This window comes from Halopseudomonas salina, from assembly GCF_014637955.1.
Taxonomy (GTDB): domain Bacteria; phylum Pseudomonadota; class Gammaproteobacteria; order Pseudomonadales; family Pseudomonadaceae; genus Halopseudomonas; species Halopseudomonas salina.
In genome coordinates this window covers 142,652-163,647 of the sequence record NZ_BMFF01000005.1, presented here as the reverse complement: position 1 = coordinate 163,647, position 20,996 = coordinate 142,652, and the positions used below count along the sequence as shown (strand labels likewise).

Genomic DNA, 20,996 nt, shown 5'->3' with positions numbered 1-20,996 from the left:
GATCTACACCGAGAAGCAAGGCGAACTGGAAGACGTCGTTATCGCCGGGCCGACCTGCGACAGCGCCGACATCATGTACGAAAGCTACAAATACGGCCTGCCGCTGAACTTGGCCATTGGCGATCGGATGTACTGGCTCTCTACTGGTGCCTACACCACCAGCTACAGCGCTATCGAATTCAACGGCTTCCCGCCTCTGGAAGCGTTCTACATCTGACGCGTTGCTTAGCGGCAAGCTTCAAGCTGCAAGCGACGAGCTGCTTGTGCAAAAGCCTGGCCCTGATATCAGGGCCGGGCTTTTTTATTGTCTGGCGAAAGTGGCACTTTGTTGGGCCTTAGTCTTACTTCACCAGAGATGCTTCCTGAGACCCCGCTGGTCAAGATGGAACTCGACATTCCCAATAAGCACCAACCCTGGGAACGTTCGAGTTTCACCTCACACCGGCCCCCGCCTCTGGGAACGTTCGAGTTCCACCTCGAACAAAGCCGGCCCCGCCGGCCAGAAACCAAAAAGCCCGTACTGCGAAACAGTACGGGCTCTTGATCCACCTAACCACAATCAGCTTAAAGCTTGCCGCTTGTAGCTTGAGGCTTTTATGGTCAGCTGAACTTCTGAATATTAGCCATCAGCTCACGCAGCGCCTCGATGTTGTCCTTCGGATGCACAGCGCCTTCGAAGTCGCACAGCTTCTCGAAGTTGGCAGCCACGTCTTCGGGCGTGAAGCCTTCATCGGGGTTGAAGCCAATACCCAGCGAACGCTCCCAGCGAACCTTACCCATCCAGCCGCCACCGACTTCAAACAAGCTGCCGGTCTCTTTGCTGTCTTCCGAGCAGAGGTATGCAACCAGCGGGCTGACCAGCTCAGGCTTGAGCTTGTCGAAAGCACCTTCCGGGAACAGACCTTCAGTCATGCGCGTGCCGCCAGTCGGCGCAATCGCGTTGACGAAGATGTTGTTCTTGCGGCCTTCGATCGCCAGGGTGCGGGTCAGACCGTACAGACCCAGCTTGGCCATGCCGTAGTTGGCCTGGCCAAAGTTACCGTAGATACCGGAAGTGGAAGCGGTAAATATGATGCGACCGAAATTGCTGTCCTTCATGTAGGGCCAGGCAGCGTGGGTTACCTTGTAGGCACCTTCGACGTGAACCTTGTAGACCAGATCCCAATCAGCGTCGGTCATCTTGGCAAAACTCTTGTCTCGCAGGATGCCCGCGTTGTTGACCACAACGTCCACACGACCGAAGTTATCCATCGCGCACTGCACGATTTTTTCACCGTCGATTACGTTGTCCGGGTTGGCAACGGCAGTACCGCCTGCAGCCTTGATTTCTTCAACAACCTTGAGGGCTGCTTCGCTGTTTGCGCCTTCGCCCTGGGTGCTGCCACCCAGATCGTTGACGACAACTTTGGCGCCGTGCTTGGCGAACAACAGCGCGTGGGCACGGCCAATGCCGCCGCCGGCACCGGTTACGATGACGACCTTGTCGTCAAAACGAATATCGCTCATGAAATGCTCCTGTCTATATGGGCGGTGAAAAAAGGTTTATCAGTGTTAAACACTTGTTTAAATTCAGCAAGGGGTACGGGCAAGGTGAATAGCCAAGCATAAGCCGCTGAGACACGCTTTGCGAAACAACGCTTGGTAACCAATTGCAAAGTGCAGACCGCGAAAAAGGGGTAGATCCCTCCCGAACCGTTCAACCCGCCGCGCAGGCGTGCATAAAACACAAGGGTCTTGTTGTGATTAAAAAGTGTTTATTAACGTTTTTGCTTGTATCAGTCGTGGCTGCTTGTGCTGACTCTGAAAAAGCGGCGCGAACGCTGTTGAATCAGGCGATTCAGCAGTGGGATCGCGGGGAGCTTGAGCTGGCATTGGGCACCTTTGATCGTATTGGTACGCAGTACCTGGATACTGTGGCGGCCACCGAGGCCATCAAGGAGCGCGCGGTGCGGCTCGATACTTATCGCGCTGCATCGAGCACCGAACGCAACCGGGCAATCAACAGCGGCGTAGTGTCACGTCATATATATCAACAGGTGGAGTCCTACTTTGATAGAACCGGGCATTATCCAGAGTTGCTGCACGGTGATGAGACGGTTTATCAGGGGCAGTTCGACGCATTTGTCAGTTACTGTACCTATCAGAAATCGATCCTTGAGTACGGTTACCAGCTTGACTGCACTCGGGCAGACAGCGTCTATGTCGAGGCCCGCAAGCAGCGTTTACGCGAGGCCGTGCAGAAACCACACAGTGTTAAATCAACGGCTTCTGTTGAGGACCGCAATGCCTCAGCGATAAAAACAGCAGCCGATCTGAGTCCTGCCCAATCCAGTTGGGGGGAGCACGCAAATCCCTCTGGCGCGCTGCCAGAGGATGGTTTTCAGGCGTTCTACATTAATACCAACCAGCCTCGCCAGGTGATTGCAACCGAGTCCGTCGGGGGCATAGCTATCAACTATATACGTGATGATTTTCACGGAATTGAATCGGGTGATTTTGGCGGTTACTGGGTGGGGATGCTCGAATTCAAGCAGCAGGAGGTCATGAGCTTTACTGTCAGCCAGAGCTGGTCGAAAACACGAATACTGATCAATGGCCGAGTGTTGTTCGAAGGTGGATCGGACCAGTCGATCCTGTACCGGTTTGAGCCCGGTGAGCACAAGATCGAGGTGGAATACGTCAATAATTGGCACACGACCGAGTTCAGCGTGGGCATACACTCCAGCGTCACTTATCTGGATATGGATCAGATCAAGATGCGCCTGCAGGCGAATCTGCTTGATGACTTTCAGGTGCTGTATGCGGGTCTGTACGAAAGTTCCGCCCGGGACATGACGACCATCGTCAATCTGGAGAAGACGGCTGACCCTGTGGTGTTGGTGCTCAGCTCCTATAGTCCCGTGAAATGGTATGTGTCCAATCCCTTCGGCGTCGAGATACGCGCCATTGTTTACGGCGCCTACAAGCCCGGGTCCACACTGGCCGGGGATATTCCCGGGTCGATACTCAGGCTGCCCGCCAAAACGCGAATCGGTTCCTATCATGTGAGCCCGGACTGTCGCTGTGTGGCCGGCAGTTTTCATTGCGAGGGCAAGGGCAAGATGCCGACCGTGACTGCGCTACAGACGCTGACCAACAAGACGTTATCGGGGTTTACTGGGCACTATTCTGCCGAGTCACTGACGGTGCCGGAGGTACGGGTAGATGCCTGTTTTCTTGAGGAGCTGACAGCCCGGATGAGCAGGATCGAGATGGACCGGGCCGCCTGCAAAGCAGAGAACAATCCTGATTTTGAGAGGATGTTCGAGGGCTAACCCTAGAGCACCAATGAGGTCGCCAGGAACAGCATCAAGCCCATACCGATAATGTCGGTGAAAGTGGTCAGGAAAATGCTGCTGGCCGTTGCCGGGTCTGCGCCGAAGCGTTTGAGCAGCAAGGGGACGGCAACCCCAAATATGCCGCTGGCCATGCAGGCGCCAATCATCGCGATAAAAATAACGAAGCCGAGCATGGCCGGATTGGCAGAATCGGTAAAAAGCGCATAGGCAAACATTGCAGTGCCGGCAATAACCCCGACCGCTGCGCCATTGAGGGCGCCTAGTAGTATCTCTTTGCGCAGCAACTGCCTGAGCGGGTAGTCCTGTATCTTGCCCAACGTTATGCCGCGCAGGGTAATTGCCAGTGCCTGGCAGCCGGTGTTGCCGCTCTGGCCGGCAAGCACCGGCAGAAAGGCGGCGAGGGCGACAATCTGTGAGATGGTGCCCTCGAACATCCCCACCACAAAAGCCGCTGCAAAGGCGGTAATCAGGTTGACCTGTAGCCACGGATGGCGCATCCGGAAGGCGGCCAGTACGGGCGTATTGATCTGCTCCTCCTTTGCCACACCGTATTGGGAGCCGGCCTGGGTGCTGAGCTCGGAGACAATGCGCTCATAGAGTTTCCAGCCGCGCACTTCGCCCACCACACATTGCTGGTCATCCACCACTGGATAGATGCGGTAGTGCCGGTAGAGCACTTCGCTGACTGCGCTCTTGATGGGTGTGCTCTGATGAAACGCGAATGGCTCAAGCACCATGATGCTGGACAGCGCTTCGGATGGCTTGGAGAGAATCAGATCGCGCATGCCCACGAGCCCGACCAGGCGGTTTTCCTCGACTACGAATATGTAGCTGATTTCGGCCACGTTTGCACTTTTCACCATGAACGCCAAGGCTTCGGCAACCGTATAGCTGGAGGGGAGCGTCGCTGTGGCGGGGGTCATCAGCTCGCCAATGGTTTCTTCGATTCCGGACAACACCACGCGCGTGGCGGTGTCCCCTGGAGCGGCGATTTCGCCCAAGTGGGAGGCCACCTGCATAGCCTGATCGGTTGGCAGGCGCGCGAGAATGAACTGGATATCGTCCGCCGGCAGCCCGACCAGCTCCTCGGCGGCATCCCGCGGGGGCAGTTTGCGGATATGTTCGATTCGCTCGGTCAATCCCATTGTCTGTGACATGTCTCGGCCTGCTGTCGCTGTTTGATTCAGACTATAGCAGGCGCTCCATCGGTTTTATTGAGCATCAATAACTTGTAGTTCCAGGCTCAGGGTCCATGCTGAGAGCTAACGCTTTTTCAGGAGCTCGCTTATGCGTGTTTTTTCCAATCCGGTTGGCGCCGGCTCTCTGTGGTTCGACAATCTTGCCACGGCGGAGGGTATGCCAGTCGCGTACGACCCGCAGGCGCGCGCATTTCTGCCCACACCACCTTTTTGTGCCAATCGCGACATCATCGGTTGTAACTGGATAGCACCTGCCGAAGGCGAATTTTGCCGGTCCTGCAGCATGACAGAGCTGGCTCCGGATACGTCGATTGCCAATGCTCTTCCCAACTGGGCACAAACCGAGGCTGCCAAGCGCTGGGCTCTGGATAATCTGGGGCGCTGGCACTGGTTCAGACCAGAGGATCCAGGAGCTCGCCCGGTGTTTCATTTGCTGGCTGAAGGTACAACACCCGTTCCCATGGGGCACGCTGGTGGTGTAGTGACGATCAGTGTGGCGGAGGTGGACCCTGTGCTGGTAACTACTCGCCGTGAGGCACTGGAAGAGCCCTACCGCACCATGATTGGCCATATGCGGCATGAGATTGCTCACATGCTCTGGTGGCGTTTGAGCCTGCGCGAGGACTTTCTGGAGGCCTTTCAGGGCATGTTCGGTGATGTGATGATCGACTACCCTGGCGCGCTGCAATATCACTATGCGAACGGCCCTCCTGAGAACTGGAAGGAGCATTACCTGACCAGCTACGCGTCGGCCCATCCCCACGAAGATTGGGCCGAGACGGCGGCGCATCTGCTCCACCTGACAGATATAGCAGACAGCTTTGTCGCCACCGGCCTTTCCTCGCCGCAGATTCCTGATGCTGGCTGGGACCCTTATTCGGAGCCGGATGCCGATCGACTTATTCACATTGCTGCGACACTGACCGTGGGCGTAAACCACGTCAATCGTGCCATGGGTCTGTCAGATATTTATCCCTTTGTGCTGTCTGACCACGCGCGTCAGAAGCTCGCCTTTGTGCACGACTGGTTGCGCCGAGGTGCCTTGGGTCTTTGACCTGCAGCAATATCCCCTGCACCAGCCTCCGGTAACATCGTTGCTGAAATTCCACGGGTCCGCTTCGGATCTCAGTGACGAGGTTGCCTGGTGACGCTCAAAGCCGTGTTCCAATCCATGCGGTTACCCTTTCTGGTGCTGACGCCAGGCTGTGTGTTCCTGGGCGTTGCAACAGCCTTTGCAGGAACTGAGCCGGTGCTCTGGGCCAACCTGTGGCTGGCAATGATCGGCGCGCTGGCTGCGCATATTGCAGTTAACACACTCAACGAGTATCAGGACTTCCGCAGCGGGCTGGATGCGCTTACTTCGCGCACGCCCTTTAGTGGTGGCAGTGGCGCGTTGATAAGGTGGCCGGATGCGGCAATGGCGGTGCGCTGGACTGCCGGCGGATGCCTGGCGGCAGTTGTTTTGATTGGTTTGTATTTTCTGGCGCAGTTTGGAGCAGCCATACTCCCGATTGGTATCCTGGGGCTGGTCATTATTGTGTTCTATACCCGGTGGGTGAACAGGCTTCCCTGGCTGTGTCTTGTAACTCCGGGTATCGCTTTTGGTCCGCTAGTGGTGATGGGTACCCATTTCGTGCTCACTGGGCAGTACAGCGGGAGTGCGGCTGTTGTGTCACTGGTGCCTTTTTTTCTGGCGAATAACCTGTTGTTGCTCAACCAGTTTCCAGATCTGGAGGCTGACCGCCAGGTCGGACGGCGGCATTTGCCGATTGCCTACGGTGTAGAGTTTGCAACCGGTGTATACGGTTTCATGGCGGCGGCGGCCATGCTTGTTATTGTGCTGAGTGTCGACTCAGGAATCCTGTCATCGCTAACCCTGCTGGCCTTGGTGCCTGCGGCGGCCGGGCTTGTAGCTTGGGAAGGTGCCCGCCGATACGCAGATGAGCTCGAGCGATTAAGCCCCTATCTGGGTTTGAATGTGCTCGCGGCTGTTGTTACACCCCTGGTTCTGTCCAGTACGCTAGTTCTTGGTCGTTAGCTCTGGAACATCTCCAGACTCAGAATCAGCTGCACCAGCGTGGCATTGGCGATGTCGATGAAAAAGGCGCCTAGCAGTGGTATGACCAGATAGGCCTTGGGACTGGGCCCGAATCGGTTGGTCAGTGCGTTCATGTTGGCGATACCGATTGGCGTCGCGCCCAGGCCCATGCCGATAAAGCCGGCGCTGATGCAGGCTGCGTCATAGTCGCGGCCCAGCAGCGGGAAGACTACAAAAATGGTCAGCAGAGTGATGACAGCGGCCTGCATCACCATGACCACGCTGATCATGCCAAGCGCGCCCTGCAGAGATAGCAGCGGCAGGCTGATCAGACTCATACCGAGAAATAGCTGCAGACTCAAGTCGCCCGCGAGCTGTATGGGTCTGTGATCGATGGTGACCTTGAACAACTCCAGGCCGTTGGTAAGTGCTATACCCAGGAACATGGCGGTAAGGAATGCCGGCAAGCGAACCCCAACACCCGATAGCCAGCCGTACATTGTCGCGCCCAGGGCGAAACACAGGGCGATCAACAACACAGCGGTGAGCACGCTGTTCAATTCGATGATGTAGGTAACCTTGTTGCCGGACTCGATATGCTGGATCTCGGCGTGCGCGGCGTCTGAATGCAGATTGTTGCGTCGAATAAGCCAGGCTCCCACCGGACCGCCAATCAACCCGCCCATGATCAGGCCGGCGGTGGCGAAGGTCATGCCCATGGAGCTGGCGTTGGTCAGACCAAAATGCTCTTCGAATAACTGACCCCAGGTGATGGCTGTACCGTGCCCGCCGGCAAGGGAAACGCTCCCGCCAATCAGGCCGAGGAGGGGGCTTTCGCCAGCCACAAGTGCCAAAAGGGTGCCGGTCAGGTTCTGGAATATCAGCAGAACGATTGCCAGCCCGAGCATGATTGCCAACGCCTTGCCGCCCTCCAGCATCTGCCGTAGATGCGCGGAAAGTCCAATGGTGGCGAAGAAGGTGATCAGCAGCAGATCTCGTAACTGAAGATCAAAACGTATGTCCCGGCTGGTAGTGGCTTCGATCACTGCGACCAGCGCACTGATCAGCAAGCCGCCGGTAACGGCGGGAGGGATATTGTAGGTATGCAGCAAGGCCACTCGCCGATTGATATGAAATCCAATCCATAGCGCTATGATCGCGATCGCCACGGTAACGGGCGTGTTTATTTCCATGGATCTGTCCTGGCTGGGCCTGGCGGTAAGACTAGCAGAGCCGCCGTGAAGATAAGTTGACGGGGGTCATCAAGCAGTACACCGCCCGTCTGCATCGGTACCTTTTTGACTGACAAAGCGCTAGAATGCCGGCCGCACGCAGCCAGAGTGGTTGTGGCAATGGGTTCCCTAACCCCATTACATCCCAAAAAGGACATCCCATGTCGTTGCTAGCATCTACGATCAGCCGCTCCGTTCTGGCCGGTCTTATCGCGTTTCACATCCTCATTATCATCGTCAGCAACTACCTGGTGCAGTTGCCGGTCACCCTGTTCGGCTGGCACACCACCTGGGGAGCGTTCAGTTTCCCGTTCATTTTTCTGGCGACTGATCTGACTGTCCGGCTTATGGGCAAGGGTGCCGCACGGCGGGTTATTGCCCGGGTGATGTTGCCCGCATTGGTAGCTTCATACGTGGTGTCGGTACTGTTCCAGGAGGCGCGTTTTGGTGAACTGGCGGCGCTGGGAGAATTCAATCTCTTTGTATTCCGCATCGCCGTTGCGAGCTTTCTTGCCTATGCGCTGGGCCAGTTGCTGGATGTGCAGGTATTCGATCGCCTGCGTCAGTTGCGCCAGTGGTGGATCGCCCCGGCAGCATCGACCGTGATCGGTAATCTGCTGGATACCTACCTGTTCTTCTCGGTGGCGTTCTGGCATAGCGACGATCCGTTCATGGCCGCCAACTGGGTCGAGATTGCCACGGTCGACTATGCGATCAAGCTGATTATCAGCCTGGTATTGTTCGTGCCGCTGTACGGGATGCTGCTGAGCTGGATTGTGCGGATGCTGCCGGCAAAGGCGCTCGGGCCAGGGCCTGTTCTCGGCAAGAATGGCTGAGGTGCCAGGCAAGGTCGCCCACGGGTGATCTGCGCGGGTCAGTGAAGCAGATCTATTCCTTCTTGCATCAGTGCCTCGGCAATATGCCGATACCCCTTCAGGCCGGGGTGATAACCGTCCGAGGCAAGCAGATCGGGGTCGGTTACCAGTGGGTAGCGCAGATGAATAAAGTCACCCGTTCTCTCGTGGGCCAACCGGGCGTATACGTCATCCAGCTGTCGGGCACGCCAGCCCATGACCTGGCGTAACGGTGAAGGCAGGGCGGTAAACGAATGCATGGGTGGCACGCCGAGTAGCACCAGGGGCGCCGAGTAGCGCGCTGCCAGCATCTGACGCAGGGCAATCAGCTGTTGGCGGAAACGATTTCGGGATGTGAATCCCGTAGCATCGTTGACCCCCATGCTCAGGAGCACGAGATCTGCGGGCGGAAGCTCCGCCTTTACCAGCGCGCCGTTGAGTGCTTGCAGGCGAATGCCATTTACCCCGAAGGTGTGCCAGGCGGTCGTGCTCGCTGAGTGCTGGTGGATCAGCCGAGCCAGCTGACTGGCCAGGCCCTGGTCATGAGTGGCGACACCGACGCTGGCCGCCGTGGACTCGCCCAGTACGAGTATGCGCCGCTCAGGCGTGCCCTCGCCGTACTGCCCGCCTGGAGTTCCGCTGCCGTCAGGTAAACGCGGGGTTATGCGCCGCGTCCGCCTGCCCTGGTAGAGCAGAACAGGCGCGAGCACTGCAGTGACCAACCAGAAGGGCAAATGCATCGGGTTTGGTCAGGCCAGCTCGACCGCTACTGCTGTTGCCTCACCACCACCAATGCACAGCGCTGCAACACCACGCTTGCCGCCGGTTTTCTGCAGGGCGTTGATCAGCGTGACGATGATCCGCGAGCCGGTGGAGCCAACCGGATGGCCCTGGGCGCAGGCGCCCCCAAAGATATTCACCTTGGCGTGGTCCAGATCGTGCTCGCGCATAGCCAACATGGTGACCATGGCGAAGGCTTCGTTGATCTCGAACAGATCCACTTCGTCTTTTTTCCAGCCGGTCTTGTCGAACAGGTTGCGCAGCGCGCCGACCGGGGCAGTGGTGAACTCGCTCGGGTCCTGGCTCTGGGTCGCATGGCCAACGATGCGGGCCAGTGGCTGCAAGCCACGCTTTTCAGCTTCGGCTGCAGTCATCAATACCAGGGCGCTGGCGCCGTCGGAAATCGAGCTGGCGTTGGCGGCGGTGATGGTGCCGTCCTTGCCGAAGGCGGCGCGCAGGCCGGGGATCTTGTCGATATTGGCGTTATGCGGCTGCTCGTCGTCCTTTACCACGGTTTCGCCTTTGCGGCTGGTGACCGTGACGGGTACGATTTCGCTATCCAGCGAGCCGTTGTCGATTGCCTTTTTTGCGCGGGTCAGTGACTCGATGGCGTAGGCGTCCATTTCCTCACGGGTAATGCCGTTCTTGTCTGCGGTTTCCTGCGCAAAAGAACCCATCAAGCGGCCGGTGCGGGCGTCTTCCAGGCCATCCATGAACATGTGATCCTTGATTTCGCCGTGGCCCATGCGCATGCCGCCGCGAGCCTTTTCAAGCAGGTAGGGGGCATTGGACATGCTTTCCATTCCGCCGGCGACCATGATCTTGTTGGTGCCTGCCTTGAGCAGATCGTGGGCCAGCATCACGGCTTTCATGCCCGAACCACACAGCTTGTTGATGGTAGTGCAGCCGGTCGCGGCGGGCAGGCCGGCATTCAGGCTTGCCTGACGGGCGGGGCCCTGCTTGAGGCCTGCGGGCAACACGCAGCCCATGATCACCTCTTCCACATCAGTGGGCTGGATGCCGGCGCGGCTGACGGCTTCACGAATCGCCAATGCACCCAGATCCACGGCAGCTACGCTGGCCAGGCTGCCCTGAAAGCCACCCATTGGGGTGCGCGCGCCACTGACGATGACAATGTGATTATCGGACATGCTGTGCTCCTGAAAAATAATGACTGACTTTGATGGCAGGGTCATCTATCGACCTGATTGCAACATTATACCTGCTAAGTATACTCGCTGGATAAGTGTGGCCAGGTTCATACTTAGGAGGGATAGGTAGCCGGGGACAAACTTGGCTATAGTAAAGGCATGCTTGGCCCAAGGCCGCATCCAGACCAGACAAGCCCAACAATACAGGTCATTACAATGCTCAATACCCGTGTCATCAAACCGACGGACGAGGCGCATGCTACGCCGTTGCTGATCAAGAATATTCTGCTATCCGGTCAGCGCTATGAGCGCACCCAGGAAATCGTCTACCGCGACATCAGCCGGTATGACTACGCCACTCTCAATCAGCGGGTCTGCAGGCTCGCCAATGCTCTGACCAATGCGGGCGTCAAGGCGGGCGACACCGTCGCAGTGATGGATTGGGACAGCAACCGTTACCTGGAATGCATGTTCGCTATCCCGATGATCGGCGCTGTATTGCACACCATCAATATCCGGTTGTCGCCCGATCAGATTCTGTACACCATGAATCATGCCGAAGACATTTTCGTGCTGGTCAATAGTGAATTTGTGCCTATTTATAAGGCCATTGAAGGTGATCTGACCACTGTCAAGAAAACCATTCTCTTGACCGATGGACAGGAAAAGACTGCCGAGCTCCCTGATCTGGTGGGCGAGTACGAAGAGTTGCTGGCTGCGGCCGAACCGACGTACGATTTCCCTGAATTCGACGAGAATTCTGTCGCAACGACCTTCTACACCACTGGCACTACAGGCAATCCGAAGGGCGTGTATTTCACCCACCGCCAACTGGTTTTGCACACCCTGACTCAGGCGTCGACCATGGGTGGACTGGATAGCGTGCGCCTGTTTGGCAACCGCGATGTGTACATGCCGATTACACCCATGTTCCACGTGCATGCATGGGGTATTCCTTACACTGCGACGCTGCTGGGCACCAAGCAGGTCTATCCGGGCCGTTATGAGCCGGAAATGCTCTGCAAGCTGATCCGCGAAGAAAAGGTGACCTTCTCCCATTGCGTACCGACCATTTTGCAGATGGTGCTTAACGCTGATGGTGCCAAGGATATGGATTTTGGCGGTATGCGCGTGATTATTGGTGGCAGCGCGCTGAACCGCAGCCTGTATGAGGCGGCCAAGAAGAAGGGCATGGTGTTGTCAGCAGCCTACGGCATGTCCGAGACCTGTCCCCTGATCTCCAGTGGCTACATCAACCTGGAGCTGGAGCAGGGTACTGAAGACGATCGCGCGGCCTACCGCATCAAGGCCGGTATCCCGGTACCCTTTGTTGAAGCGCGTTTGATGGACCCGCAGGGCGGTTTCCTGCCCCACGATGGCAAGACCCAGGGCGAGCTGGTTTTGCGCGCACCCTGGCTGACCCAAGGCTATTTCCGCGAGCCGGAAAAGAGCCAGGAACTGTGGTCCCATGGTTGGATGCATACCGGTGACGTGGCAGCCATTGATGCGATGGGCGCTATCGAGATTCGTGACCGTATCAAGGATGTGATCAAGACAGGTGGCGAGTGGATTTCCTCCCTTGAGCTGGAAGATCTGATTAGCCAGAGCCCTGCGGTGAAGGAAGTGGCCGTGGTGGGCGTGCCTGACCCCCAATGGGATGAGCGTCCCTTTGCGCTGATCGTGGCCCATGACGGTAAAGAGATGGACGCACGCATTTTGCGTGATCACCTCAAGCCCTATGCCGAGGAGGGCCGCATCAACAAGTGGGCCATTCCTAACCAGATTGCGTGTGTTACCGAAATACCCAAAACCAGTGTTGGCAAGCTCGACAAGAAACTGATTCGCGGCGAGATTGTCAAATGGCAAGAGGCTGAAGCCCCCTTCCTGTCTACGCTGTAAGCGTTTTCAGGGTTGCGGCTGGCCGGTAACATCGGTCTGGTCGTGGCGTCTTTGTCGGTCGGGGAGGCAGTCTTCAAGACTGCTTCTTCGGCATGAAGGGTGGGTTTCATGCCTATAAGCGGTGAGGTTCTGCGGTATGTCTGCCTGGCAGATTCATACTTTGGACGGTCTCACCACGGCACGCGCTCGGGTAGAGTGCGCGGCTGCATACGCTGTGCTTCACGGCGATGGCACCCTTCAACCGGTCGGGGTTAGATTCCTGGCCACAGGCAAGGCAGAACAACTATGAAACCTAATTTCAGACAATCCGCATTGGCGGTCTCCCTGCTGGCTTTCAGTTCAGCCGGTATGGCAGCCGCGACGCCCGAGCAGGTTGCATCGCTGGGCAATACACTGACGCCGGTTGGTGCAGAGAAAGCAGGAAACGCTGCAGGCACTATCCCGGAGTGGACTGGTGGCCTGGCAACTGATGCAGCTCCTGTAGGGGCCGACGGTTTTGCATCCAACCCCTTCACCGATGACCAGCCGCTGTTTGTCATTACTGCAGAGAACTATGAGCAGTATGCCGACAATCTTGCCCCTGGCCAGGTAGCGATGTTCAAGCGTTATCCCGAAACTTTCCGTATGCCGGTTTTTGAAAGCCGCCGCAGTGTTTCCATGCCTGATTCGGTCTACAGTGCAGCACGCGACAACGCTGCCAACACCAAGTTGGTTGCCGGTGGTGACGGCTTGGAAAATTACCGTCTGGCCATCGCTTTCCCGATTCCGACCAATGGTCTGGAAGCTGTTTGGAACCACATTACCCGTTTCCGTGGCGAGTCACTGCAGCGCATCATCGTGCAGGCGACCCCACAGACAAACGGCAGCTACACCATAGTACGTTTTAACGAAGACTATGTTATTCCGCAGGGCCTGAGTGATTTCACTCCGGGCACCATGGATAACATCCTTTATTACTTCAAACAGCAGGTGACCGACCCGAGCCGTCTCGCCGGTAACGTGCTGCTGGTCCACGAGACCATCAATCAGGTGGATACGCCCCGCACTGCGTGGATCTACAACGCCGGTCAGCGCCGTGTACGCCGCGCTCCTCAGGTTTCCTATGATGGCCCGGGTACTGCTGCCGATGGCATGCGTACCTCTGACAACCTGGACATGTATAACGGTGCACCTGACCGCTATAACTGGGAGCTCAAGGGCAAGAAGGAAATGTACATTGCCTATAACAGCTACAACCTGGGTTCGCCGGAGCATGAGTACAGCGACATCATCCAGGCCGGTCACCTGAACCCCGATCTGACCCGCTATGAGCTTCACCGCGTGTGGGAAGTCGAGGCAACGGTCAAGCCGGATCAACGCCACATCTATGCCAAGCGTCACATGTTTATTGACGAGGACTCCTGGCAGGCTGCGCATATCGACCATTATGACGGACGTGACACCATGTGGCGCGTAGCCGAAGCCCATGCTCTGCATCGCTACAAGGATCAGGTGCCGGGTTTTGCTGCCGAAACGCTGTATGACGTACTGGCTGGTCGCTATCTGGTCATGGGCCTGAATAACGAAGAAGCTCAGGATTATAATTATCAGCACAGCGCAAGCTCGTCAGACTTCACGCCGGCTGCTCTGCGTCAGGCTGGCGTTCGCTAGTAACCGCCCCGGGCTGTAGCCAAACGCTATGGCCCGGTTCGTTACAAATCGACAATATATCTCCAGGCACATCCCGCTAGACTTGGTGGCATGCACGTTGCCATTTCCTCCCCAGGCAAGATGTTCCGGCCCCCGTTGCCGGCTGACCATCTGCCCAGACCTGAACTTGTCCGCCTGATCCAGGACGCGGCCCAATGTCGTGTGGTGCTGATCTGCGCACCTGCCGGTGCCGGCAAGAGTACGCTCGCCGCTGAAGTGGCCGAACAACTCCCTGATCTCTGGTTATCTGCTTGGCTTGCGCTGGAGCGCCGTGATGCTGCGCCCGCACAAATGCTGCGCAGCCTGATAGAGGCCTTGCAGGCCCTGTTTCCCGGGGTGGGTGCGGCCGAGCTTGCGCTGCTGGCGCAGCAGCAGACGCATCAACCGCTGGCAATCGAGCCGCTGATAGCCTGCCTGGTAAGCGAACTGGAACGGCATAATCTGTCTCAACAGTCCGTGCTGTTGATTCTCGACGATTATCATCTTGCCCGCAACGCGGCCACCGACAGCCTGTGCGCGCTCCTTTTCGAGCGCCTGCCGGCCTCTTTCCAGGTCCTGATTACCAGCCGAGGTCGCCCTACTTGGCCTCTCGGGCGCATGCGCCTGGCCAATCAGGTCCTGGAGCTGGACGAGCGACAACTGCGGCTGCCGCCGGAGTGTGCCCGGATCTTTCTCGAGCGGGCAGGAGTCGACGTTGCCGATCGGCAGTGGCTCCGCCAGCGTATCGAACGTAATGAGGGTTGGTTTGCGGGGCTGCGGCTACTTGCGCTTACGGCCGGATCTGGAGAACCGCAGGCGACGGTGAGTGAAGAGCAGCTGGTACAGGAGTATCTGCTGGAGGAGGTGATCGGGGGGCAGCCCGTTCACGTGCAGGAGTTTCTGTCACAGATTATCTGGCTCGACCACTTCACTCCCGAGCTGTGCGATCAGGTGCGTAATGCCAGTGACAGCCGGGTAATCATTGACTGGCTGTTGGAACATCAGGTTTTTCTGGTGCCCCTGGACCGTCAGAGCACCTGGTATCGCTTTCATCATCTGTTCTGTGATGTGCTTCGACAGCGGGGTGCCGCGCAGGGGCTTCCTGCCCGTCAGGGGGTGCATTTGCGAGCTTGTGACTGGTTCCGCGAACATGGCCGTATTGCTGATGCGGTCGAGCAGGCGCTGGCCGCAGAACGTCCGGATGAGGCTGCGGCGCTGGCGCAGCACCTGCCTCTCGATCAACTGCTTGCCGAGCAGCATGTGAGTACGCTGCTGCGCTGGAAGGCAATCCTGCCGCGCGTCTTGCAAGGCAGTTCTGCCCGTCTGGTGCTGGTGCATGGCTGGACGCTGGCGCTGGCCTGTCAGTTGGAGGATGCTCGCGTCATGCTTGCCCGCCTGGCCTTTTTTCTGCCGCAACCCGACGCTGCAAGCCAGCGCAGGCTGCTGGGGCAGGCGCTGGCCCTGCAAAGTTATGTCGCCAGAGCTGCCGGGGATCTGGGCGAGGCATCCCAGTGTGCCCAGCACAGTCTGCAGTGTCTGAATAGCGAGGATGTCGGTAGTCAACTTATGTCGATGTTGACCCTCGCTGATATTGCGTTGTGCGAAGAAAATATCGACGCGTCCCGGGGCTGGGCCAGAACCGCGCTGGAGCTCGCTCAGCGTAGCGCGAATGTGTTGTTCGAGGCGCAGGTGGTACTGGTACGTGCGCGGTTGCTGCAAGCCCGTGGGCAAGTGGCCCGCGCTTGCCGGATGCTCGGTCAACAGCTTGAAGTGCTTAATAAGCTGGATTACCCCCAGGGCCTGGCGATTCGGGCACGGCTGACGATCCTGCATGGTTATTATGTCGGTCAGCTTGGCGACTCTGAAGCCGCTCGGCGTGAGGTTCGGCAGGGTATTGATGAGGCTAGGAGCTGTCGAGATATCCATGTTTTGCCAGGCTATTGTCTGTTGGCAGGCATTGAGGCGCGTCGGCGTGATGGTTTCAACCAGGCCTTCGAGCTGCTGGCTGAGGCTGAGCGTTTGATGCACCAGTGGGATGTTCCGCCGGTTTTCTATCTCGGCTGGGGCACGGCGCTGAAGAGCGATCTGTGGATCAGCGCCGGGCGGCAGGAGCTGGCCGAGCAGTGGCTGCCGCGGCTGCGCCAGACTTACTGTCTTGAAGAGCCGGCTGCACCGCCGAGCTTTTTCCATGTGCTGCCTGTGGTGATCGAGCGGGTATACGCTCGACTGTTGTGGGGCAGGGGTGAGCAGCGGCAGGCCGAGGCCCTGCTGTGGCAAGTCCTGGAGCGCCTGCAACTGCAGGGTGAGCGCTTGCAGGCGTTGTCTGTCATGACGCAGTTGGTGCAGATGCTGGGTCGTAGCCAGCGACGCGCCCAGGCTCAACAACTGTTGCTCAGGGCCATCGTCTGGGCTGCCGACGATACAATCGTGGGCCCATTCCTGCCCCTGATCTCGCACATGCCTGTGCTGGTCCAGCGCACCCTCCAGAACGCGCCCCCTTCCCGGTTGAAGTTACGGCTGCAGGAGAAACTGCCGATGGCCAGCCAGGCCCCGGAGTCTGGACTGGTCGAGCCTCTGAGCAGTCGGGAGCTCGCGGTGTTGGAGTGTATAGCGCGCGGGCACTCTAATCAGCAGATCAGTGAAGCCCTGTTTATTTCACTGCATACGGTAAAAAGTCATGCGCGGCGCATCAATCACAAACTCGGCGTGGCGCGTCGTACGCAGGCGGTAGCTCAGGGCAAGTTGCTGGGTCTGCTTGGGTAGGCCGACCCCGGATCAGGTAATTGTCTTGCAGTGCGCATCAGAGTGCGGTCTTATGGCTCAGCAATTGATACTCGTCACTACGGTGATACCCAGGTCACGTTTCTCCCACAGAGTTTGATTGGCAGCACAAAGCTTGCCGCGCACGCCAGTGTGTCTTTGAAGGCGTGTGCTAATCTGTCACCACGTGTTTTGAAGAAAAAGGAATCTATACATGAAGAAGCAAATGATGGTTGTTGCGGGTCTGAGCACGCTGCTGCTGGCGGGTTGTACTACCAATCCCTACACGGGTGAGCGTGAAAGCGGCAAATCTGCAATCTACGGCCTGGGTGGTGCGGCAGCCGGCGCTGCTATTGGTGCTGCGACTTCCGGTAGCGATGACCGCGCCAAGGGTGCCTTGATCGGTGCGACTGTTGGTGGCGCCGCGGGTGCTGGTTATGGCTACTACGTGGACCAGCAGGAAGCCCGTTTGCGTCAGGAATTGCGCGGTACCGGTGTGCAGGTTGTGCGCAATGGCGAGAACCTGCAGCTGGTCATGCCAGGCAACATCACCTTTGCCAGCGGTTCGTCTGACATTTCCAGCAGCTTCTATCCCACCCTTAATTCGCTGGTCAAGGTATTCCAGGAATTCGACAAGAATGGTGTCGAGATCGTTGGTCACACTGACAGCACCGGTAGCAATGACCTGAATATGCGTCTGTCCCGTGAACGCGCGCAGAGCGTTGCATCCTATCTCGCTAACAACGGTGTTGCCGGTGCGCGTATCAGTGCAACGGGCGTTGGCCCTAGCCAGCCGATCGCGAGCAACGACACTACTGATGGTCGTGCGCAGAACCGCCGTGTGGAAATCAACCTGCGGCCCCTGCAGCGGTAATTGACTTATGGCCTTATCTGTCTGCGCAAGCAGGTTGATAGAAGACCATGAAAAAAACGCAGCCATCTGGCTGCGTTTTTTTTGTGTGAATTCCCGGGCTACTGGTCAGCTGGATACTGGTCGTGCAGCCTCTCGAGCTGCTGGTCTTTCTCAGCCCACAGCTCGTTGACCCAGGCCTGGAAGGCTTCGCGGAAAGCACTATCGTTCTGATAGTCGCGACCCAGAAATTCCGGGGGTATGGGTTTCAGGTCGCAGCGCATCACGACCTTTCTGACTCGGCCGCTGAGCAGGTCCCAGAACGTCGGACTGCCATCGGGATAGTGGATGGTGACATCCACCAATGAGCGCAACTGCGAACCCATGGCATCAAGCACAAAGGCGATACCCCCCGACTTGGGGCGCAGCAGATAACGGAAAGGCGAGTTCTGTTCGGCGTGTTTGGCGGGGGTCAGACGGGTGCCTTCAAGAAAATTGAAGATAGCGACCGGAGTGGTTTTGAACTTCTCGCAGGCGCGGCGGGTGGTCGCCACATCCTGCCCGGCTTTTTCCGGGTGCCGGGCCAGATAGGCCTTGCTGTAGCGTTTCATGAAGGGAAAGTCGAGCGCCCACCAGCAGATACCGATTACCGGGACCCAGATCAGTTCCTGCTTGAGGAAGAACTTGAGCATAGGCATCTGGCGATTGAGATTGTGCTGCAGTACCAGGATGTCGACCCAGCTCTGGTGATTGCTGGTCACCAGATACCAGCCGTCATAGTCCAGCTGGGAGACGCCCTGTACGTCCCAATCAGTGTTGCCACTAAGCCGCATCCAGCCACTGTTGCACAGCATCCAGAATTCGGCGATCCGGATCAACGCCCGGGTGCAGAGCGCCTGCAGGGCAGGGAAGGGCAGCAGTTTCACCATGGCAATGGGAAACAGTACGCTGAAGCATAGCAGCGTGTTGATTATCAGCAACAGGGTTGCCAGGGCGCCGCGGAGGGCGTGAGGCAGAAAGCTCAGCATCAATGGGTGCTCATTCAGGGACCGCCGGCCAGATGAACCGGCGATCGAGTCATTTTTACTTGTCTGCCTGTATGGCCGTCAAGGCAATGGTATAGACAATGTCGTCCACCAGGGCGCCGCGGGACAGATCGTTTACCGGTTTGCGCAAGCCCTGCAGCATTGGGCCAACGCTGACCACGTTGGCACTGCGCTGCACCGCCTTGTATGTCGTGTTACCGGTATTCAGGTCTGGAAACACGAACACGGTTGCCTTGCCGGCCACCGGACTATCTGGTGCTTTCTGCAGGCCGACGCTGGCAATCGCGGCAGCATCATACTGGAGCGGACCGTCGATCAGAAGCCCGGGCTCGCGCTCGGACGCGATGCGGGTTGCCTCACGGACCTTTTCCACATCTTCCCCGGTACCGGATTTGCCCGTCGAATAGCTGATCATCGCCACCCGTGCTGGAATGCCGAAGGACTCGGCGGACCGGGCGCTCTGAATCGCGATTTCTGCCAGTTCTTCAGCGTTCGGATCCGGATTGACCGCGCAGTCTCCGTAAACCAGCACCTGCTCGGGCAGCAGCATGAAAAAGATCGAAGACACCAGATTGTACCCGGGGGCCGTCTTGATCAGCTGAAATGCCGGTCTGATGGTGTTGGCGGTGGTGTGAATGGCACCGGACACCAGTCCGTCGACCTCATCGAGTGCCAGCATCATGGTACCCAGCACCACGTTGTCTTCGAGCTGTTGCAGCGCCATGGGCGCGTTGAGACCCTTGCCGGCACGGAACTCGACCATCTTGTCGACATACCGCTCACGGACTTCCTCCGGATCGATGATCTCAAGGTCATCCGGCAGGGTGATGTGCTGAGCCCGGGCCACAGCTTCAACCGATTCGCGCTTGGCCAGCAAGACACAACGGGCAATGCCCCTGCGTTGACAAATGGCTGCAGCCTGCACGGTACGAGGCTCGTCGCCCTCCGGCAAAACAATGCGCTTGGCTGCTTTCTGGGCCCGGGTCATCAGTTGGTAACGGAATGCTGGCGGTGACATGCGGGCTTCCCGTGGCGCGTCGCAGCGCCGCTCCAGCCAGGCGTGGTCGATGTGGGAGGCGGCAAACTCGGTTACCTGTTCCGCGCGCTCGTGATCATCTACCGGAATTTCACGATTCATGCGGTCGAGCCGGGTCGCAGTCTCGAAGGTGTTGGTGGTTGTGGACAGTACCGGCAAACCTCCGGTCAGTGCGGGTTGGCACAGCTGCATGACCCGCTCATCGGGGGCGAAGCCACTGGTCAGCATCAGGCCTGCCAGGGGTGTGCCCGCCAGGGACGCCAGACTTGCGGCAATGATGATGTCATCGCGGTCGCCGGGCGTGACGATCAGCGTACCGGGTTTAAGGCGCTCGACGATATTGGGTACCGTCCGTGCACACAGGGCAATCTCCATGACGCGGCGGCTGTTGATCTGGCCTTCGTGCAATACGGTTGCATGCAGCAGTTCGGCCACGTCAGACGTGCGCGGCGCGTTCAGGGTCTCTTCCCAGGGAATGCAGCCGATCAGGCGGAAGTCCTCGGTATCCAGTACCTGGGACTCCTGTTTGAGGGCAATGGCGAACTCTTTCAGGGTACGTTTGAGTTCGCTGCGGTCGCTTGGCAGCCTGTCCGCCAGCTCGAGTCCGCGTACCTTGTTGACGATCACGCCGAGTACCTTGGGATGGCTCGGGCCGCCGAAACCCTGAGCGTGAATTTCGATACGGTCAGCCAGACTCGACATGTCGTCGTCATCCGGCGCGGTGACCAGGATTACATCCGCATCCAGGCTGCGAGCCAGGTGATGGTTGATGCGCGCGGCATAACTGGCCTGACGGGTTGGCACCATGCCTTCGACAATCACCACGTCGGCGTCTATCGCGGCGAGCTGATAACTGCTGACAATGTCTTCCAGAACCTCATCGAGCTGGCCGTTTGCCAGCCGGTGCTCCACATCGGCCAGTGCCAACGGCTTGGGCGGCTTGAGATCGAGCGTGCGGCTGATCAGTTCGGTCGAGCGCTCAGGACCCAGGTCGCCGGGGTGGGGTTGGGCGATGGGTTTGAGAAAATGCACGCGCAAGCCTGCGCGTTGCAGTGAGCGAATCAGGCCGAGGCTGATCGAGGTCAAGCCAACCCCGAAGCCGGTTGGAGCTATGAAAAAAGTGTGCATGCAGTCATACCGCCTGT

14 protein-coding genes and 3 pseudogenes are annotated in these 20,996 nt (G+C 58.1%); 10 read left to right on the top strand and 7 right to left on the bottom strand.

Annotation, left to right across the window (positions count from 1 at the left end):
- A pseudogene (locus IEV54_RS12850) lies at positions 1-217 on the top strand (type III PLP-dependent enzyme); the annotation flags it as partial.
- 383 nt (positions 218-600) lie between these two features.
- Here IEV54_RS12850 and IEV54_RS12845 read toward each other — a convergent pair.
- Entirely contained in the window at positions 601-1,506 is a 906-nt protein-coding gene (locus IEV54_RS12845; RefSeq protein WP_150278058.1) for an SDR family oxidoreductase, read from the bottom strand.
- A 317-nt stretch (positions 1,507-1,823) separates the two neighbouring features.
- Here IEV54_RS12845 and IEV54_RS12840 point away from each other — a divergent pair, with 317 nt between their 5' ends.
- Positions 1,824-3,314: a hypothetical protein gene (locus tag IEV54_RS12840; protein WP_150278059.1), complete on the top strand. Its 1,491-nt coding sequence runs from the start codon at positions 1,824-1,826 to the stop codon at positions 3,312-3,314.
- A gap of 2 nt (positions 3,315-3,316) precedes the next feature.
- On the opposite strand, the gene IEV54_RS12835 is transcribed toward IEV54_RS12840, so the two are convergent.
- Positions 3,317-4,495: a magnesium transporter gene (locus IEV54_RS12835; protein ID WP_150278060.1), complete on the bottom strand. Its 1,179-nt coding sequence runs from the start codon at positions 4,493-4,495 to the stop codon at positions 3,317-3,319.
- A gap of 130 nt (positions 4,496-4,625) precedes the next feature.
- Here IEV54_RS12835 and IEV54_RS12830 point away from each other — a divergent pair, with 130 nt between their 5' ends.
- Positions 4,626-5,591 (top strand): zinc-binding metallopeptidase family protein, encoded by a 966-nt coding sequence (locus IEV54_RS12830; protein WP_150278061.1) that lies wholly within the window; start codon positions 4,626-4,628, stop codon positions 5,589-5,591.
- A gap of 90 nt (positions 5,592-5,681) precedes the next feature.
- On the top strand, positions 5,682-6,575 hold the full coding sequence (locus IEV54_RS12825) for a prenyltransferase (protein WP_150278062.1): 894 nt from the start codon (positions 5,682-5,684) through the stop codon (positions 6,573-6,575).
- Here IEV54_RS12825 and gltS read toward each other — a convergent pair.
- Positions 6,572-7,768 carry a sodium/glutamate symporter gene (gene gltS, locus IEV54_RS12820; RefSeq protein WP_150278063.1) on the bottom strand — a complete coding sequence of 399 codons (1,197 nt, stop codon included), beginning with the start codon at positions 7,766-7,768 and terminating at the stop codon, positions 6,572-6,574. The two genes, IEV54_RS12825 and gltS, sit on opposite strands and share 4 nt — an antisense overlap.
- Before the next feature lie 200 nt (positions 7,769-7,968).
- On the opposite strand from gltS, the gene IEV54_RS12815 reads away from it, so the two are divergent.
- Positions 7,969-8,643 (top strand): 7-cyano-7-deazaguanine/7-aminomethyl-7-deazaguanine transporter, encoded by a 675-nt coding sequence (locus IEV54_RS12815; RefSeq protein ID WP_150278064.1) that lies wholly within the window; start codon positions 7,969-7,971, stop codon positions 8,641-8,643.
- Between the two features lie 38 nt (positions 8,644-8,681).
- Here the strand turns inward: IEV54_RS12815 and IEV54_RS12810 are convergent, their stop codons facing one another.
- Positions 8,682-9,401, bottom strand: coding sequence for an SGNH/GDSL hydrolase family protein (locus IEV54_RS12810; protein WP_150278065.1), 720 nt, complete (start codon positions 9,399-9,401; stop codon positions 8,682-8,684).
- Positions 9,402-9,410: 9 nt separating this feature from the next.
- Positions 9,411-10,592 carry an acetyl-CoA C-acyltransferase gene (locus IEV54_RS12805; protein WP_150278066.1) on the bottom strand — a complete coding sequence of 394 codons (1,182 nt, stop codon included), beginning with the start codon at positions 10,590-10,592 and terminating at the stop codon, positions 9,411-9,413.
- A gap of 216 nt (positions 10,593-10,808) precedes the next feature.
- Here IEV54_RS12805 and IEV54_RS12800 point away from each other — a divergent pair, with 216 nt between their 5' ends.
- The 5 genes and pseudogenes from IEV54_RS12800 (at position 10,809) to IEV54_RS12785 (ending at position 17,793) form a co-directional block, all read left to right on the top strand.
- On the top strand, positions 10,809-12,491 hold the full coding sequence (locus IEV54_RS12800; protein WP_150278067.1) for a fatty acid--CoA ligase: 1,683 nt from the start codon (positions 10,809-10,811) through the stop codon (positions 12,489-12,491).
- 285 nt (positions 12,492-12,776) lie between these two features.
- On the top strand, positions 12,777-14,141 hold the full coding sequence (locus IEV54_RS12795; RefSeq protein WP_150278068.1) for a DUF1329 domain-containing protein: 1,365 nt from the start codon (positions 12,777-12,779) through the stop codon (positions 14,139-14,141).
- A 90-nt stretch (positions 14,142-14,231) separates the two neighbouring features.
- Positions 14,232-16,574, top strand: a pseudogene (locus tag IEV54_RS12790) (winged helix-turn-helix domain-containing protein); the annotation flags it as partial.
- Between the two features lie 153 nt (positions 16,575-16,727).
- Positions 16,728-16,922, top strand: a pseudogene (locus tag IEV54_RS17535) (response regulator transcription factor); the annotation flags it as partial.
- 211 nt (positions 16,923-17,133) lie between these two features.
- A complete protein-coding gene (locus IEV54_RS12785; RefSeq protein ID WP_150278070.1) occupies positions 17,134-17,793 on the top strand; it encodes a YiaD family glycine zipper/OmpA-like lipoprotein in 660 nt (219 codons plus the stop codon).
- Positions 17,794-17,891: 98 nt separating this feature from the next.
- Here the strand turns inward: IEV54_RS12785 and yihG are convergent, their stop codons facing one another.
- Positions 17,892-18,797: a 1-acylglycerol-3-phosphate O-acyltransferase, YihG family gene (yihG, locus tag IEV54_RS12780; RefSeq protein WP_150278071.1), complete on the bottom strand. Its 906-nt coding sequence runs from the start codon at positions 18,795-18,797 to the stop codon at positions 17,892-17,894.
- A gap of 55 nt (positions 18,798-18,852) precedes the next feature.
- A complete protein-coding gene (gene pta / locus IEV54_RS12775) occupies positions 18,853-20,979 on the bottom strand; it encodes a phosphate acetyltransferase (RefSeq protein ID WP_150278072.1) in 2,127 nt (708 codons plus the stop codon).
- Positions 20,980-20,996: the final 17 nt, after the last annotated feature.

What these genes read in the sequence shown, in the direction of transcription:
- IEV54_RS12845 (WP_150278058.1), bottom strand. Translation starts at nt 1,506, where the DNA reads ATGAGCGATATTCGTTTTGACGACAAGGTCGTCATCGTAACCGGTGCC.
- IEV54_RS12835 (WP_150278060.1), bottom strand. Translation starts at nt 4,495, where the DNA reads ATGTCACAGACAATGGGATTGACCGAGCGAATCGAACATATCCGCAAA.
- IEV54_RS12830 (WP_150278061.1), top strand. Translation starts at nt 4,626, where the DNA reads ATGCGTGTTTTTTCCAATCCGGTTGGCGCCGGCTCTCTGTGGTTCGAC.
- gltS (WP_150278063.1), bottom strand. Translation starts at nt 7,768, where the DNA reads ATGGAAATAAACACGCCCGTTACCGTGGCGATCGCGATCATAGCGCTA.
- IEV54_RS12815 (WP_150278064.1), top strand. Translation starts at nt 7,969, where the DNA reads ATGTCGTTGCTAGCATCTACGATCAGCCGCTCCGTTCTGGCCGGTCTT.
- IEV54_RS12810 (WP_150278065.1), bottom strand. Translation starts at nt 9,401, where the DNA reads ATGCATTTGCCCTTCTGGTTGGTCACTGCAGTGCTCGCGCCTGTTCTG.
- IEV54_RS12805 (WP_150278066.1), bottom strand. Translation starts at nt 10,592, where the DNA reads ATGTCCGATAATCACATTGTCATCGTCAGTGGCGCGCGCACCCCAATG.
- IEV54_RS12800 (WP_150278067.1), top strand. Translation starts at nt 10,809, where the DNA reads ATGCTCAATACCCGTGTCATCAAACCGACGGACGAGGCGCATGCTACG.
- IEV54_RS12795 (WP_150278068.1), top strand. Translation starts at nt 12,777, where the DNA reads ATGAAACCTAATTTCAGACAATCCGCATTGGCGGTCTCCCTGCTGGCT.
- IEV54_RS12785 (WP_150278070.1), top strand. Translation starts at nt 17,134, where the DNA reads ATGAAGAAGCAAATGATGGTTGTTGCGGGTCTGAGCACGCTGCTGCTG.
- yihG (WP_150278071.1), bottom strand. Translation starts at nt 18,797, where the DNA reads ATGCTGAGCTTTCTGCCTCACGCCCTCCGCGGCGCCCTGGCAACCCTG.
- pta (WP_150278072.1), bottom strand. Translation starts at nt 20,979, where the DNA reads ATGCACACTTTTTTCATAGCTCCAACCGGCTTCGGGGTTGGCTTGACC.